Origin of the sequence: Actinomadura meridiana, from assembly GCF_039537545.1 — a bacterium.
GTDB classification, from domain to species: Bacteria; Actinomycetota; Actinomycetes; order Streptosporangiales; family Streptosporangiaceae; genus Spirillospora; species Spirillospora meridiana.
In genome coordinates, this window is the sequence record NZ_BAABAS010000019.1 from 1 (window position 1) to 14,885 (window position 14,885).

10 protein-coding genes are annotated in these 14,885 nt (G+C 70.5%); 4 read left to right on the forward strand and 6 right to left on the reverse strand.

Translation table 11 applies throughout. The features are described from left to right. Window positions 1-754: 754 nt before the first annotated feature. Together ABD808_RS24885 and trxA are read right to left on the reverse strand one after the other, a co-directional pair. Window positions 755-1,606: a putative RNA methyltransferase gene (locus ABD808_RS24885; protein ID WP_344900785.1), complete on the reverse strand. Its 852-nt coding sequence runs from the start codon at window positions 1,604-1,606 to the stop codon at window positions 755-757. Between the two features lie 117 nt (window positions 1,607-1,723). Beyond that, on the reverse strand, window positions 1,724-2,077 hold the full coding sequence (gene trxA / locus ABD808_RS24890) for a thioredoxin (RefSeq protein WP_344900787.1): 354 nt from the start codon (window positions 2,075-2,077) through the stop codon (window positions 1,724-1,726). Between the two features lie 130 nt (window positions 2,078-2,207). Here trxA and ABD808_RS24895 point away from each other — a divergent pair, with 130 nt between their 5' ends. Further along, a complete protein-coding gene (locus tag ABD808_RS24895) occupies window positions 2,208-3,212 on the forward strand; it encodes a sigma-70 family RNA polymerase sigma factor (RefSeq protein ID WP_344900789.1) in 1,005 nt (334 codons plus the stop codon). Between the two features lie 193 nt (window positions 3,213-3,405). After that, window positions 3,406-4,755 (forward strand): class II 3-deoxy-7-phosphoheptulonate synthase, encoded by a 1,350-nt coding sequence (locus ABD808_RS24900; protein ID WP_344900791.1) that lies wholly within the window; start codon window positions 3,406-3,408, stop codon window positions 4,753-4,755. A 75-nt stretch (window positions 4,756-4,830) separates the two neighbouring features. Here the strand turns inward: ABD808_RS24900 and ABD808_RS24905 are convergent, their stop codons facing one another. From ABD808_RS24905 to ABD808_RS24915, 3 genes are read right to left on the reverse strand one after another with little or no spacing between them, the layout of a single operon-like run. Beyond that, the gene (locus ABD808_RS24905; protein WP_067638735.1) at window positions 4,831-5,199 is read right to left on the reverse strand and encodes an ATP-binding protein; all 369 of its coding nucleotides are present in this window, start codon (window positions 5,197-5,199) and stop codon (window positions 4,831-4,833) included. A gap of 42 nt (window positions 5,200-5,241) precedes the next feature. Beyond that, a complete protein-coding gene (locus ABD808_RS24910) occupies window positions 5,242-5,580 on the reverse strand; it encodes an STAS domain-containing protein (protein ID WP_344900794.1) in 339 nt (112 codons plus the stop codon). A gap of 31 nt (window positions 5,581-5,611) precedes the next feature. Next, complete coding sequence (locus ABD808_RS24915; RefSeq protein ID WP_344900796.1) at window positions 5,612-7,897, reverse strand: SpoIIE family protein phosphatase; 2,286 nt, start codon at window positions 7,895-7,897, stop codon at window positions 5,612-5,614. Window positions 7,898-8,319: 422 nt separating this feature from the next. On the opposite strand from ABD808_RS24915, the gene ABD808_RS24920 reads away from it, so the two are divergent. Both ABD808_RS24920 and ABD808_RS24925 read left to right on the forward strand, forming a co-directional pair. Continuing rightward, a complete protein-coding gene (locus ABD808_RS24920) occupies window positions 8,320-12,558 on the forward strand; it encodes a hybrid sensor histidine kinase/response regulator (protein WP_344900798.1) in 4,239 nt (1,412 codons plus the stop codon). Between the two features lie 78 nt (window positions 12,559-12,636). Next, entirely contained in the window at window positions 12,637-13,266 is a 630-nt protein-coding gene (locus ABD808_RS24925; protein WP_344900800.1) for a response regulator, read from the forward strand. A 188-nt stretch (window positions 13,267-13,454) separates the two neighbouring features. On the opposite strand, the gene gltX is transcribed toward ABD808_RS24925, so the two are convergent. Further along, window positions 13,455-14,852 carry a glutamate--tRNA ligase gene (gene gltX, locus ABD808_RS24930; RefSeq protein WP_344900802.1) on the reverse strand — a complete coding sequence of 466 codons (1,398 nt, stop codon included), beginning with the start codon at window positions 14,850-14,852 and terminating at the stop codon, window positions 13,455-13,457. Window positions 14,853-14,885 lie beyond the last annotated feature (33 nt).

A 14,885-nucleotide genomic window follows, 5' to 3' on the forward strand; every position in this document is an offset into this window, starting at 1 on the left:
GCGTTCGTCCTGAGCCAGGATCAAACTCTCCATTAAGGCCACACGACCAACCAGAAACCCGAAAGCTCCCAGCCAGCCAAACCTTGGAAAATCATCCCAGCAACACAACCCACCCCCAAAAAGGAACCGGGCTGCTATGCCTCAAAGAAATCCCTGACCACCCTGAACAGGATGGCCACGGGGACGGCTCCGGACCCTCGCAAGAGGAACCGGGCCGTATAAAGGCACTGGCTTTTAACACGCTGTTGAGTTCTCAAGAAACGGACACCCACCGGACCAGACCCGCTTCCGCGTCCCTGGCTTCGGGGCAACCCTTCTAACTTACCCGATTCGCCGCTGCTGTCAAGAGGATCTGAGAAGATCTTTTTGACGGACGGAAGCGAACCAGGTCCCCACACCAACACCCAGCAGGCCGCGAAGACCTACCAAAGATCAGTTCGTGGGGGGCGCCCTACGGGCCGGCCGCCTTGCGGCGTCCTGCATCCCGTTTCAGGCTGTGCGGACTATCTTACAGCAGTCCGAGACGAACTCGGACCACCTTCTGAGACCCGCATCTCCCCCGGAGACCGGCCGCCTGGTGGCGTCCCGCGTCTCTTGGGGCAGCAGTGACATTAAGGTGCTCGAACGCGACCGTCAAATCGTTGCGGCCGGTCGTCCGGGACCAGTCATCTGGCCACGTGGTTCGCGGGCGCGGAGGCTGGGTCGCGCTGACGTTTTCGGTTCGGTGTTCTTTGCCGTGGCCGACCGGGCCCGTTTACTCCAGGCGGCGGTAGGTGGACAGGACGAAGGACAGCGGCACCGGGACGGGGTCCGGCAGCTGCTTCAGTCTTTCCCGGAGTGGTTCTGGTGGGACGTGGTGAGCGCTCGGGCCCATGCCCACGAGGGTGACGACCTCGTCGTGGGTCAGGACGGCTTCCGTTTCGAGTTCCTGGCGCGAGTCCAGCTTGAAGTATCCGGCCAGTGCGGCGTCGGTGCGTTCGGTCTTGCGTTTGTCGATCGACAGCAGTCCGAGCGGCTTCACCAGCGTGGCGAGGTGTCTGGGAGACGGGGTGACCGTGAACAAGAGGCCGTCGTCGTGCAGGACGCGGTGGAACTCTGCAGCGTTGCGGGGTGCGAAGACGTTGATCACGACGTCGGCGGCGCCGCTGCGCATCGGGAGGGGGCGCCACAGGTCGGCGACCACGGAGCCCGCGCGTGGGTGTGCTTTCGCGGCGCGGCGTGCGGCGTGCTTCGAGATGTCGAGGGCCAGGCCAGCCGTGTCCGGGGTGCGGTCGAGGACGCGGCTCAGGTAGTGGCCGGTTCCGGCGCCCGCGTCGACGACGAGGGACGGTCCGGCGCGTGACACGCTTCGGGCGAGTCGCTCGGTCGGGACGGTGAAATGGCCCGCGCGGAGGAACTCGTCTCGCGCGCGGACCATCTCCGGTGTGTCCGCTGTTCCCGGGCGGGCGTTGCCAGGCAGAAGGTTCGCGTAACCCTGCCGTGCGACGTCGAAGGCATGTCCTGTGGGGCAGTGCAGTGTGCGGTCGGCCTGTTCCAGGCCCGCTTCGCACACGGGGCACACCAGGTATCGGACGACATCGGCGAGCACGGGTCCATCATCGTGCATGGTGACCGTGTTACGGGCGGTACCGTCCGGTTCTTTGCCGACGCGCCGTCCGGCTGCCGCCCGGTGGTCAGCGTTCCTTCCCGGGAAGGCAACCCTTGCCTCGGCGGGTTGGCCGGTTCAGGACTCCGCGCGCTTGCGGACGTCCTCCATGTCGAGGCCCTTCACCTGCTCGATCACGTTCTCCAGGACCGGTTCGGGCAGCGCCCCGGGCTCGGCGAAGACGATCATGCCGTCGCGGATCGCCATCAGGGTCGGGATCGACCTGATGCCGAAGCGCTGCGACAGCTCGGGTTCGGCGTCGGTGTCGACCTTCGCGAAGACGATGTCGTCGTGCTTGCCGGCGGACCGCTCGAAGACGGGCGCGAACCTCTTGCACGGCCCGCACCACTCCGCCCAGAAGTCGACCAGGACGATGCCGTCGGCCTGGGCGACCTCATCGAAGTTGTCCGCGGTGAGTGTGACCGTCGCCATGTCGGTTTCTCCTCAGTCGGGGTATCAGGACCTAGAGCGGCTAACAGGTTCGCAGTATTCCCCACCCGGGAATCACAGAGCGGTAATTAGCGTTCTCCTCTTAGGGAGATCGCACCGGAGAAGGGTCAGGATGGCTGCAACCCGTACCAAGGGCGACAGGGTCGACGTTCCCGACAAGGACCTTGTGGGAGCGTACCTGGACCGGATCGGCCGCACCCCTCTGCTCGACGCGCAGGAGGAGGTCGATCTGGCGAAGGCGATCGAGGGGGGCCTGTACGCCGAACAGCTCCTTGAGGAGGGGAACGTCCCCGCGGGCGTTTCCGTCGTGGAGCTGGAGAAGCTGGCCGAGGCGGGGCTGCGCGCGAAGCAGCGTTTCGTCGAGGCGAATCTGCGCCTCGTGGTCTCGATCGCCCGTAAATATCCGACCGACTCGTTGCCCCTCATCGACCTCATTCAGGAGGGGAACCTGGGGCTGATGCGCGCGGTGGAGAAGTTCGACTACCGCCGCGGCTTCAAGTTCTCCACGTACGCGACATGGTGGATCAGACAGGCGATCGGCCGCGGGCTGAGTCACACGGCCCGCACGATCCGGCTGCCCGTCCACGTCGAGGAGGAACTGTCACGTTTGCGGCGCGCGGAGCGCCAGCTGGGCCGGGAGCTCGGCCGTGAGCCGTCCCGGGACGAGCTGGCCGGGGTGCTCGGCGCCGACCCGGACCATGTGGACGAGCTGCTGCGGTGGCGGCGCGACCCGGCGAGCCTGGACGCGACCGTCGACGACGCGGGCGAGACCCCCATGGGCGACCTGTTGGAAGATCCGGAGGCCGTGACCCCGGAGGCCGAGATCCTGGCGCTGGACGACATCGAGGGCCTGGCGCGGCTTCTCGACCGCCTTCCAGAACGGGAGTCCGCGATCCTGCGGGCCCGTTTCGGGATGGACAGCGGGCAGCCGCTGTCGTACGCGCAGATCGGCGCCCGCTACGGCCTGAGCCACAACCGTGTGCGGCAGATCACCGATCGTTCGCTGCGGCGGTTGCGGCAGCTGGCGAACGAGGCCGATCTGAGCGGTCGGCGGGCGTTGGCGTCCGGGCCGTCCGCGGACCGCGTGCGCGCCGCGGCGGGGAGCCGGGCGGCGTGAGCGCGGGCCGATATCGGCGAAACGGGCGGTCCCTGACGAGACGGGGCCGCCCGTTCGTGTATCCGGCTCAGGCCGCCGGGCGGCGGGTCCGGGCTGATCGGGCCGGTGATCGGGTCGGGTTTCCGGTTCCGGCCGTGTCGGCTCTGGGGATCGGGTCGTCCGGCAGGGTCGGGCGTGTCATAGCCTTTGCGTCGTGAGTACAACACCCGCCACCGGGGATCTGGACGCCTGGCGCGCCCTCCCGGCTCTCCAGCAGCCAGACTGGGACGATCCGGACGAGGTCCGGGCCGTCACGGCCGAGCTCGCCGCGCAGCCCCCGCTGGTCTTCGCGGGCGAATGCGACCAGCTGAAGGCGCAGCTCGCGGACGTCGCGCGCGGTGAGGCGTTCGTGTTGCAGGGCGGTGACTGCGCCGAGACGTTCGAGGGGTCGAACGCCGACGCGGTGAAGAACAAGCTGAAGACGCTGCTCCAGATGGCGGTCGTGCTCACCTACGCGGCGAGCGTGCCGGTCGTGAAGATCGGCCGGATGGCGGGGCAGTTCGCCAAGCCGCGGTCGAAGCCGTTGGAGGCGCGCGGGGGCGTGGAGTTGCCCGCGTACCGGGGCGACGCGGTGAACGGGTTCGACTTCGACGCCGCGTCCCGCCGCAACGATCCGGGACGGCTGCTGAAGGCCTACCACTGCTCAGCGGTGACGCTGAACCTGTGCAGGGCGTTCACCAAGGGCGGGTACGCCGATCTGCGCCAGGTGCACGCCTGGAACCAGGACTTCGTGGCGAGGAGCCCTGCGGGGCAACGCTACGACCAGCTCGCGGGTGAGATCGACCGGGCGCTGACGTTCATGAAGGCGTGCGGGGTGAATCCCGACGAGTTCCATGGTGTGGAGTTCTACTCCAGCCATGAGGCGCTGCTGCTGGAGTACGAGCGGGCGCTGACCCGCATCGACAGTCTCAGCGGCTTGCCGTACGACGTGTCGGCGCATTTCCTGTGGATCGGCGAGCGCACCCGGCAGTTGGACGGCGCGCACGTCGAGTTCCTGCGCCACATCCGCAACCCGATCGGGGTGAAGCTGGGGCCGACGACGTCCGCCGACGACGCCCTGGCGCTGATGGAGCGGCTGAACCCCGAGCGCGAGCCGGGGCGGCTGACGTTCATCACCCGGATGGGCGCGGGCAAGATCAGGGATTCGCTGCCACCGCTGATCGAGAAGGTGCACCAGAGCGGCGCGCCGGTGGCGTGGCTGTGCGACCCGATGCACGGCAACACGTTCGAGGCGCCCAGCGGTCACAAGACGCGGCGGCTGGACGACGTCCTGGACGAGGTGGCCGGTTTCTTCGAGGTGCACCGGGCGCTCGGCACGCACCCGGGCGGCATCCACATCGAGTTCACCGGCGACGACGTCACCGAGTGCGTCGGCGGCGCGCAGGGGCTCGCCGAGACGGATCTGCACCAGCGGTACGAGACGGCGTGCGACCCACGGCTCAACCGGGGCCAGTCGCTGGATCTGGCGTTCCTGGTGGCGGAGCTGTACCGCAAGTCCGCCTGACCCCGGCGCCGCCGCGCGGCGGGCCGAAGCGGGAGACCTTGCGGGACGGCGCGTTCCAGTAACGGAAACGTGCGGTCAGATGTCGACCTCGGCCCAGACGACCTTGCCGCCGGTGACGGGGTCGGCGCCCCACGAGTTGGCGAAGCGGTCGACGATGAACAGGCCGCGGTGCGACTCGTCCAGCGGGCCGGGGACGGTCAGCCGCGGCAGCTGCGCGGCGCGGTCGCGGACCTCGACGCGGACCCGGCCGCTGCCCCGCAGCAGCCGCAGTTCCAGCGCGGTTCCGGCGTGCCGGACGGCGTTCGCGACCAGTTCCGCCACGATCGCGGTGACGAGTTCCTCGCGGTCCATCAGGGCCCAGGTGCGCATGGTGCGGGCGGCGAGGCGCCGAGCGTACTCGACCGCCTCGGTCTGGGGCGCGGCCCGCAGCGTCGTCTCTGTCATCGGGTCGGTCACCCCGCCCGCTCGCCGTTCCGCATCGTTCGTTCACCGTCCATCGGCGGAAGCCTCCTCGGCGGGGCCGTCGATCAGAAAGCGGTCGAGGCCGGTGGTCCGCAGTACGTTCTCGACCCGGCCGTAGGCGCCGGTGACGGTCAGCGTGGCGTTCTGCGCCCGCGCGTGCTTGTACGCGCGGACGAGGACGTTCAGGCCGGAGGAGTCACAGAAGTCGACGGCGGTGAGGTCGACGACGACCGCACGCTCGCCGGCGTCCACCAGTTCGGTCAGCCGGGAGCGCAGCTCGTCGGAGGAGTGCAGGTCGATCGAGCCGCGCGCGGCGATCGTCGCGCGGCCGTCCTGTCGTGTCGTGTGCAAGGCAAGCCCCACGCCACCCCACCTTACCGATTGTTGGTCTCCATCATGACGCCCGCAGAACGATGAGGGCAATGTCGTCGTTCGACGGCTCCGGGCCGAAGTCGCGTACGGCGCGCTGGATGCGGGCCGCGACGGCGCCCGCGCTGAGGCCGGTGCAGCCCGCGAGAAGGCGTTCCAGGCCGTGTCCGTCGCCGAGCAGCCGGTTGCCTGAGCGGCGTTCGGTGACGCCGTCGGTCACGCACAGCAGGACCTCGCCGCGACGCAGGTCGACGGTGTCGGTGTGGAACTCTACGCCGTCGAACACGCCGAGCAGCGGCTGCGGGGAGGCGGCCTCGCGGACGCCGCCGTCCGGGCCGAGCAGCAGCGGGGGCGGGTGCCCCGCGCTGGTCAGCCTGATCGTGACGCCGTCGCGGCGGTGCCGGGCGGCGATCTCGCCGTGCAGCAGGGTGAGCAGCCGCCCGCGTTCGCCCTCGCCGAGGATCAGCCGGTTGAGGCGGCCGAGGACGGCCGGGACGGACATGTCCTCGGCGGCGAGGATGCGCAGCGCGTGCCGGGCGAGCCCGGTGACGGCGGCGGCCTCGGGGCCGGTGCCGCACACGTCGCCGATCGCGAACCGCCAGCGGGACGCGGGCGCGGGGCTGCCCGGGGGCAGACCGCTCTCGAAGACGTCGTAGAAGTCGCCGCCGACCTCGCTGCCCTCCCCCGCCGGTTCGTACACGACCGCGACCTCCAGGCCCGGGATCTCGGGGATGCCGGGCGGCAGGAGGCTGCGTTGCAGGGCGCTGCTCATGGCGGTCTGCGCGGAGAACAGGCGGGCGTTGTCGACGGCGAGGGCGGCGCGGCGGCTGAGCTCCTCGGCCAGCTCGACGGCGCTGCGGGGGAACCGGTCGCCCGCCGGGCGGCCGATCACGATGGTGCCGATCCGCCGTCCGCGGGCGATCAGCGGGAAGGCGTAGACCTGGTCGGACGCGGTGTCACCGGCGGCGGCGCGGACGTCGTCGGGCGCGGTGGCCAGGCCGTTCCAGGGGCCGGGGGCGTCGGTCGGCGGGGCGGCGCCCGCGTGTTCGAGGAGTTCGCGGAGCCCGTCGGAGCGGTTCTCGTCGGCGTGCCACACGTAGGCGAGCCGGTCGGGCTCGGACTCGGTGACGGTGTAGACGGCGCACCAGGTGGCGAGGCGGGGCACGACGAGCTGGGCGACGAGCGCCATCGTGCGCTCCTGGTCGAGGGTCCCGGCGAGCAGGTCGCTGGCCTCGGCGACGAAGCTGAGCCAGCCGCGCCAGGACCGTTCCAGTTCGCCGACCCTGGCCTTTTCCAGGGACAGCGACATCTCGTCGGCGAGCCGGCCGATCCGGGCCCCGTCGGCCTCGACGAAACGGCCGGAAGCGGACGAGACGGCCACGACGAGCCCGGTGAGACGTCCCTGGGACTCCAGTGGCGCCGCGGCCAGGGACCGGGCCCGCAGGGCCGCGGCGGCCGGATCGGAGGCGTCCGCGGCCACCCAGGCGGATCCGGCGCGGGCGGCGGGGCCGAGACCGGCCACCGACAGCTCGCCGAGGTGCAGTTCGGTGGCGGTTCCGACGGACGCGCCGATGATCAGGCGGCCGTCGCGCTCGGTGAGCAGCACGGCCGCGCCCTCGGCGCCGAGGACCTCCCGGACGGTGGCGACGCCGTCCTCCATGGCCTCGACGGCGGCGGGGGAACGTAGCAGCCGGTCACCGGCGACGGGCGCCTCGCCGACACCGCCCATGCCGCCCTCGCCGTACCGGCCGCCGCCCGGCTGGCCGCCGGGACCGGCGCCCTCGCGGACCGTCTCGCCGGAGCCGTCGTGCCGGACGCGCTCGCGGGCCCACTCGCGGGCCGCCTCGCGCCCGGTGACGCCGGACGGCCGGATGATCTCGGGGGCGGGCTCGGCCGCGATGTCCTCCGCGGCGAGGGATCCGGATGCGGCCGCGGAGCCGGGCCGGGGCAGCCGGAACCAGACTCCCTTGGTGCGCCGGTCGTAGGAGACGCCCCACGCGGCGGCGAGCCGGGCGATCGACGGGAGCCCGCGCCCGCTGGACGCGGTGACGCCGGGCATCTCGATGCCGCGGGTGGGATGGCGGTCGCGGACCTCGATCCGGACGTCGCCCTCCTCCAGGTGGCAGGAGACCTCGAAGGACGTGCCCGCGTAGGCGATGGCGTTGGTGGCCAGTTCGCTGGTGGCGAGGACGGCGTCGTCCGCGACCTCGTCCATGCCCCAGTCGGCGAGGACTTTGCGGACGAAACGGCGCGCGTCCGCCACCGCCGCGGCGGCGGACGGGAACGTCGCCGACGCCGTCTGCCGATCCAAAAGGTCGTCCCTCGCTCGAAGCGTTCAGTACCCGGGTCTGGCTATCGTGTCAGACGGGCCGACCACGCGACCACGAGAGCCGTGAACCGAGGGGCGGAGCGCCGTGCCCGGCCTCGATGTGCGTCCCCCCGTCACAACACGACAGACCGTAACACGGAGACTACAAGGACGGATGCATGGTCGTCACCGTCCGTTGACGGCCGACGGGCCGACCGGCCCGGCACCGCACGGCGACGTAGAGTACAGGGTGCGGCCTGGAGAAGGCCCTGGAAGGAGTCCGTGTCGACCGACGCGGCCGACGTCCGCAACTGACAGCGCCCGAACCGACACCACCAGAAAACTGACACCGCAGAGAAACCGACACCGCCCGAAACCGAGAGCGTCCGGAGTCTGATCGATCGCGGGCCAGGAGGATGGAGAGCATGCCGCGCACCGCGTCTCGCGCCCGCCCAGGCGGCGGGTACCGCGACACCGCCCCCCGCTACAGCGACGCCGATCTGGAACCGTTGCTCAGGGCACTCATCGCCGTCCGGGACGGGCGGGCGAGGTCCGAGCTGAACGTGCCGGGCGAGGGCGCCGTGGCGGAGGCCGCCTCGATCCTGGAGGAGATCCGGCAGAACGGCCAGGAGGTGGCGTCGGGGCTGGCCCGCGTCCGGCGGGAGATCGGCCGCGAGGGGCAGTTGCGGGGACGGCTGACCCCGGGGACGCTGCGCGGCACCTGGGCCGCCGCCGTGGAGGACGCCAACGCGATCATCGACAAGCTGACCGACCTGGCGACCGGGATGAGCCAGGTCGTGGAGGCGGTCGCGGCGGGCGACCTGAGCCAGCGGGTGGAGCTGCGGGTGCGGGGCCGTCCGATGCGCGGCGAGTTGCTGCGCATGGCGAAGTCCGTCAACGTGATGGTGGAGCTGCTCGACCAGTTCACGTGGGAGGTCACCCAGTTCGCCCGGGAGGTCGGCACGGAGGGGCGGCTCGGCGGGCAGGCCCCGGCGCGCGGCATGACGGGCCGGTGGCGGGACGTGACGGCCTCGGTGAACGTGATGGCGTCGCGGTTGACGTCGCAGGTCCGCGACATCGCGGAGGTCACCACGGCGGTGGCGGAGGGCGACCTGACCCGCAAGGTCACGGTGGAGGCGACCGGTGAGCTCCAGGAGCTGAAGCTGACCGTGAACACGATGGTCGACCAGTTGTCGGCGTTCGCCGACGAGGTCACCCGCGTGGCCCGCGAGGTCGGCACCGAGGGGCAGCTGGGCGGCCAGGCGAACGTGCCCGGCGTCAGCGGCGTCTGGAAGGACCTGACCGACAACGTCAACGCGATGGCGTCCAACCTGACCTACCAGGTCCGCGGCATCGCGCAGGTCACCACGGCCGTCGCCGAGGGCGACCTGGGCAAGAAGATCACGGTCGACGCGCAGGGCGAGATCGCCCAGTTGAAGGACACCGTGAACGCGATGGTCGACACGCTGCTGGCCTTCGCCGACGAGGTGACCCGTGTCGCCCGCGAGGTCGGCACGGAAGGACGGCTCGGCGGCCAGGCCAACGTGCCCGGCGTCAGCGGCGTCTGGAAGGACCTGACCGACAACGTCAACGGCATGGCGTCCAACCTGACCTACCAGGTCCGCGGCATCGCGCAGGTGACGACGGCGGTCGCGCAGGGCGACCTGGGCAAGAAGATCACGGTCGACGCGCAGGGCGAGATCCTCCAGTTGAAGGACACCGTGAACGCGATGGTCGACACGCTGTCGGCGTTCGCGTCCGAGGTCACCCGTGTCGCCCGCGAGGTCGGCACGGAAGGACGGCTGGGCGGGCAGGCGATCGTGCCCGGCGCGGGCGGGGTCTGGCTCGACCTGACCGACAACGTCAACTCGATGGCCAACAACCTCACCAACCAGGTCCGCGGCATCGCGCAGGTGACGACGGCCGTCGCGCAGGGCGACCTGACGCGCAAGATCGAGGTGGACGCGGAGGGCGAGATCCTCCAGCTGAAGACGACGCTGAACACGATGGTCGACACCCTGTCGGCGTTCGCCGACGAGGTCAGCCGCGTGGCCCGCGAGGTCGGCACGGAGGGACGGCTCGGCGGCCAGGCGATCGTGCCGGGCGCGGGCGGCATGTGGAAGGACCTGACCGACAACGTCAACGGCATGGCGTCCAACCTGACGTACCAGGTCCGCAACATCGCGCAGGTCGCGACGGCGGTCGCGCACGGCGACCTGACCCGCCGGATCGACGTCAACGCGCAGGGCGAGATCCTGGAGCTGAAGACGACGCTGAACACGATGGTCGACACGCTGTCGTCGTTCGCGTCCGAGGTGACCCGGGTGGCCCGCGAGGTCGGCATCGAGGGGCGGCTCGGCGGGCAGGCCGAGGTCGAGGGCGTGTCCGGCACCTGGAAGCGGCTGACCGAGAGCGTCAACGAGCTGGCGGGCAACCTGACGACGCAGGTCCGCGCGATCGGCGAGGTCGCGAGCGCGGTCGCCACCGGCGACCTGACCCGCACGATCACCGTGGAGGCGCGCGGCGAGGTCGCCGAGCTGAGCGACAACGTCAACCTGATGGTCGCGACGCTGCGGGAGACGACCCGCGCCAACGAGGAGCAGGACTGGCTGAAGACCAACCTGGCGCGGATCGGCGGCCTGATGCAGGGCCACCGCGACCTCCAGCAGGTCGCCGACCTGATCATGCGGGAGCTGACGCCGACGGCGAGCGCCCGCTACGGGGCGTTCTACCTGGCCGATAACGGCGGCGAGGACACCGAGCTGCTGCTGATCGCCGGATACGGGACGCGCCGTGGCCGTGTCGGCGACATCCGGTTCGGGTTGGGCGAGGGCCTGGTCGGGCAGGCCGCGCAGGAGCGCAGGCCGCTGCTGATCGCCGACGCGCCCGCCGACTACGTCAAGATCGGTTCGGGGCTCGGCGAGTCCTCCCCGGTCAACATCATCGTGCTGCCGATCGTGTTCGAGGACGAGGTGCTCGGCGCGATCGAGCTGGCCTCGTTCAGCCGGTTCACCGACGTCCACCTGGCGTTCTTCAGCCAGCTGATCGAGACGATCGGGGTGACGCTGAACGCGATCCGCGCCAACACCCGCACCGAGGCGCTGCTCGGCGAGTCGCAGCGGCTCGCGCAGGAGCTCCAGGAGCGGTCGGACGAGCTGCAACGCCAGCAGGGCGAGCTGCGGCACTCCAACACCGAGCTGGAGGAGAAGGCGGCGCTGCTGGCCCAGCAGAACCGCGCGATCGAGATCCAGAACTTCCAGATCGAGCAGGCGCGGCGGACGCTGGAGGAGCGCGCCGAGCAACTGGCGATCTCCTCGCGGTACAAGTCGGAGTTCCTGGCGAACATGTCGCACGAGCTGCGCACGCCGCTGAACAGCCTGCTGGTGCTGGCCAAGCTCCTGTCGGAGAACCAGGACGGCAACCTCACCGGCAAGCAGGTGGAGTTCTCGCAGACGATCCACGACTCCGGCACCGACCTGCTGGAGCTGATCAACGACATTCTGGACCTGGCGAAGGTCGAGGCCGGGAAGATGGAGGCGCACCCGCAGCGGATCGCGGTGTCGGCGCTGGTCGACTACGTGGAGGCGACGTTCCGTCCGCTGTCGGTCGACAAGGGCCTCCAGTTCGGGGTTGAGGTCACGGCGGACGTCCCGGGCACGCTGTACACCGACGAGCAGCGCCTCCAGCAGGTGCTGCGGAACCTGCTGTCGAACGCGGTGAAGTTCACCGCCGAGGGCGAGGTTCGGCTGCGGATCGAGCGGGCGGGCGACATCGACTTCACGCTGCCCGCGCTGTGGAACACCCCCGACGTGATGGCGTTCCGTGTGATCGACACGGGGATCGGGGTGTCCGCCGACAAGTTGCAGGAGATCTTCGAGCCGTTCCAGCAGGCCGACGGGACCACCAGCCGCCGCTACGGCGGCACCGGCCTCGGGCTGTCGATCAGCCGGAACATCGCGCGGCTGCTCGGCGGGGAGATCCACGCGGAGAGCCGTCCGGGCAGCGGCAGCGTGTTCACGCTGTACCTCCCCGCCCGCTACAGCGAGCGCGACGGCCGCCGCCGCGCCGCCGCGCTGGAGGAGGAGGCCGTGCCGGAGGACGCGCTGCCGCCCGGCACCGCGCAGAACGGGGCCCTGGCCGGTGCCGTGGCCGCCGCGCCCGGCGAGAACGGGCTGGCGGCGGAGCGGCATCCGCCGAGCGGGGAGCGTCCCGGTGAGGCGGAGACCGCGTTGAACGGGCTGCTGGAGGAGCCGCCCGCCGACTTCCTCGACACCGTCCTGTCGGGCCGCAAGGTCCTGATCGTGGACGACGACGTCCGGAACGTGTTCGCGCTGACCAGCGTCCTTGAGGGCTACGGGATGGAGGTCCTGTACGCCGAGGACGGGCAGGCGGGCATCGACGTCCTGCACCGCCATCCGGACGTGGCGGTCGTGCTGATGGACGTGATGATGCCGGGCCTGGACGGCTACGCGACCACGGCGGCGATCCGGGACATGCCGCAGTTCGCCGAGCTGCCCATTATCGTGATCACGGCGAAGGTGATGAAGGGCGACCGGGAGAAGAGCCTGGAGTCGGGCGCGTCGGACTACGTGCCGAAGCCCGTCGACGTGGACCATCTCCTTGACGTGATGAGGAACTGGCTGCAGCCCTCCATCGTCCGCTGAGGAGGGCACAGCTCCGCGGACGGGTCGCCGTGGGCGCCGCCGCGGCCGGAATGGCGGGACCGGATCGGAGAGACGCGCGTGGACGACAAGGCGAAGATCCTGCTCGTGGACGACCGCGAGGAGAACCTGATCGCGCTGGAGGCCATCCTCAGCTCGCTCGACCAGGATCTCGTCCGGGCGCGCTCCGGTGAGGAGGCGCTGAAGGCGCTGCTCACCGACGAGTACGCGGTCATCCTGCTGGACGTCGTCATGCCGGGCATGGACGGTTTCGAGACGGCCCGCGACATCAAGCGCCGCAAGAAGACCCGCGACCTGCCGATCATCTTCCTCACCGCGGTGAACAGCGACCCCGACTACGCCTTCCGCGGCTACGCGGCGGGCGCGGTCGACTTCATCTCCAAGCCGTTCGACCCGTGGGTGCTGCGCGCGAAGGTGTCGGTGTTCGTGGAGCTGCACACCAAGAACCGCCAGCTCCGCGACCAGACGGCCCTGCTGCGCGAGCAGGCGGCCCTCCTCCGCGAACAGGCGACCCTGCTACGCGCCCGCCCCCCGGAACGCCACGTCAACGACCACCTGGCCTCGGTGGAGGAACAGGCCGAACTCGTCGGCAAACACGTCCCCCCACCCCTCCAGGACGACTTCGACGAGCTGGACCGCCGCCTGACAGCCCTCCGCCAGGCCCTCGACACCGACCACCCCGCGTCCTAGACACGGCCGCACAAATCCCGACCATCTCCTCAACCACGCAGGGCCCAACCGTCGCGATCGCGTCCGAAGGCAGGTTTCGAGCCTGCGAGAAACCTGATCGCGCAGCGAGCCGCAAGGCGAGCCGAAGCGATGCAGCGATCGCACGCGGTTGATTGGTGGTGAGGCGCCCCCAGGCGCCTCACCACCAATCAACCGCCAATAAGTACAGCTCTTGCGGCAGCGATGCGGGTGAGAGTGCGGTCGCGGCCGAGGATTTCGAGGGACTCGAAGAGGGGGAGGCCGACGGTGCGGCCGGTGACGGCGACGCGGACGGGGGCCTGGGTCTTGCCGAGTTTGAGGCCGTGCTCGGCGCCGATCCGCTCCAGACGGTCCTTCAGTTCGGCGGCGTTCCAGGGGGCGTCGGCGTAGGCGGTCTCGGCGGCGGCGAGGATCGCGGCGGCGGGTTCCTTCATGGCCTTGTTCCAGGACTGCTCGTCGGACGGCGGCTCGTCCAGGAAGGCGAAGTCGACCATGGGGACGATCTCCGACAGCAGCGCCACCCGGGTCTGCGCGAGCGGCGCCAGTTCGGCGAACACGGCGACGTCGACGTCGAACGGCGCGTCCTGGAGGAATGGGAGGCATTCGGCGATGAACTTCTCGACGGGCAGCGCGCGGATGTACTCGCCGTTGAACGCGCGGAGCTTCTTCTCGTCGAAGAACGCGGGCGAGGTGTTGACGTCCTCGATGCGGAACTCGTCGACGATCACGTCCCAGGGGACGATCTCCCGGTCGCCGGACGGGGCCCAGCCGAGCAGCATCAGGTAGTTGCGCATGGCTTCGGCGAGGTAGCCCTCGGCGCGGTAGTCCTCCAGCGCGACCTTGTCGCGGCGCTTGGACAGCTTCTGCCGCTTCTCGTTCACGACGACGGGCACGTGCGCCCAGACGGGCGGTTCGGCGCCGAGCGCCTCCCAGAGCAGCTGCTGTTTGGGTGCGTTGGACAAGTGCTCTTCGGCGCGCACAACGTGGGTGATGCGCTGGCTCATGTCGTCGACGACGTTGGCGAGCAGGAACGTCACGGATCCGTCGGCGCGGGCGATGACGAAGTCCTCCAGGACGGCGTTCTCGAAGACCGGCTTGCCGCGCAGCAGGTCGACGACGGTGGTCTGGCCGTCGTCGGGGGTGCGGAAGCGGAGGGCGCGTCCGGGGCCGGGTTCCAGGCCGCGGTCGCGGCAGAAGCCGTCGTAGCCCCTGTGCTGGTCGCCGGTGCGGGCGATCACGGCCTCGCGGGTGCAGTCGCAGTAGTAGGCGCGGCCTTGGTCCTTCAGGGTCTGGACGGCCTCGGCGTGGCGGCCCGCGTTCGCCGACTGGAAGTAGGGGCCCTCGTACTGTTCGCCGTCCATCCCGAGCCAGGCGAGGGCCTGGATGATGCCCTCGGTCCATTCGGGGCTGTTGCGGGAGGCGTCGGTGTCCTCGATCCGCAGGACGAGCATCCCGCCCGACTGCGCGGCCATCACCCAGTTGAACAGCGCCGAGCGGGCGCCGCCGACATGGAACATGCCGGTCGGGGACGGGGCGAAACGGACGCGGATCGGAGAGGTCGAAGACATGCCTCAAGGGTAGGGCGCGCGGGGCCCGCCTCG

Excerpts from the sequence above, each read along its gene's own strand:
- ABD808_RS24885 (WP_344900785.1), bottom strand. The coding sequence starts at position 1,606 with ATGCACGATGATGGACCCGTGCTCGCCGATGTCGTCCGATACCTGGTG.
- trxA (WP_344900787.1), bottom strand. The coding sequence starts at position 2,077 with ATGGCGACGGTCACACTCACCGCGGACAACTTCGATGAGGTCGCCCAG.
- ABD808_RS24895 (WP_344900789.1), top strand. The coding sequence starts at position 2,208 with ATGGCTGCAACCCGTACCAAGGGCGACAGGGTCGACGTTCCCGACAAG.
- ABD808_RS24905 (WP_067638735.1), bottom strand. The coding sequence starts at position 5,199 with ATGACAGAGACGACGCTGCGGGCCGCGCCCCAGACCGAGGCGGTCGAG.
- ABD808_RS24920 (WP_344900798.1), top strand. The coding sequence starts at position 8,320 with ATGCCGCGCACCGCGTCTCGCGCCCGCCCAGGCGGCGGGTACCGCGAC.
- gltX (WP_344900802.1), bottom strand. The coding sequence starts at position 14,852 with ATGTCTTCGACCTCTCCGATCCGCGTCCGTTTCGCCCCGTCCCCGACC.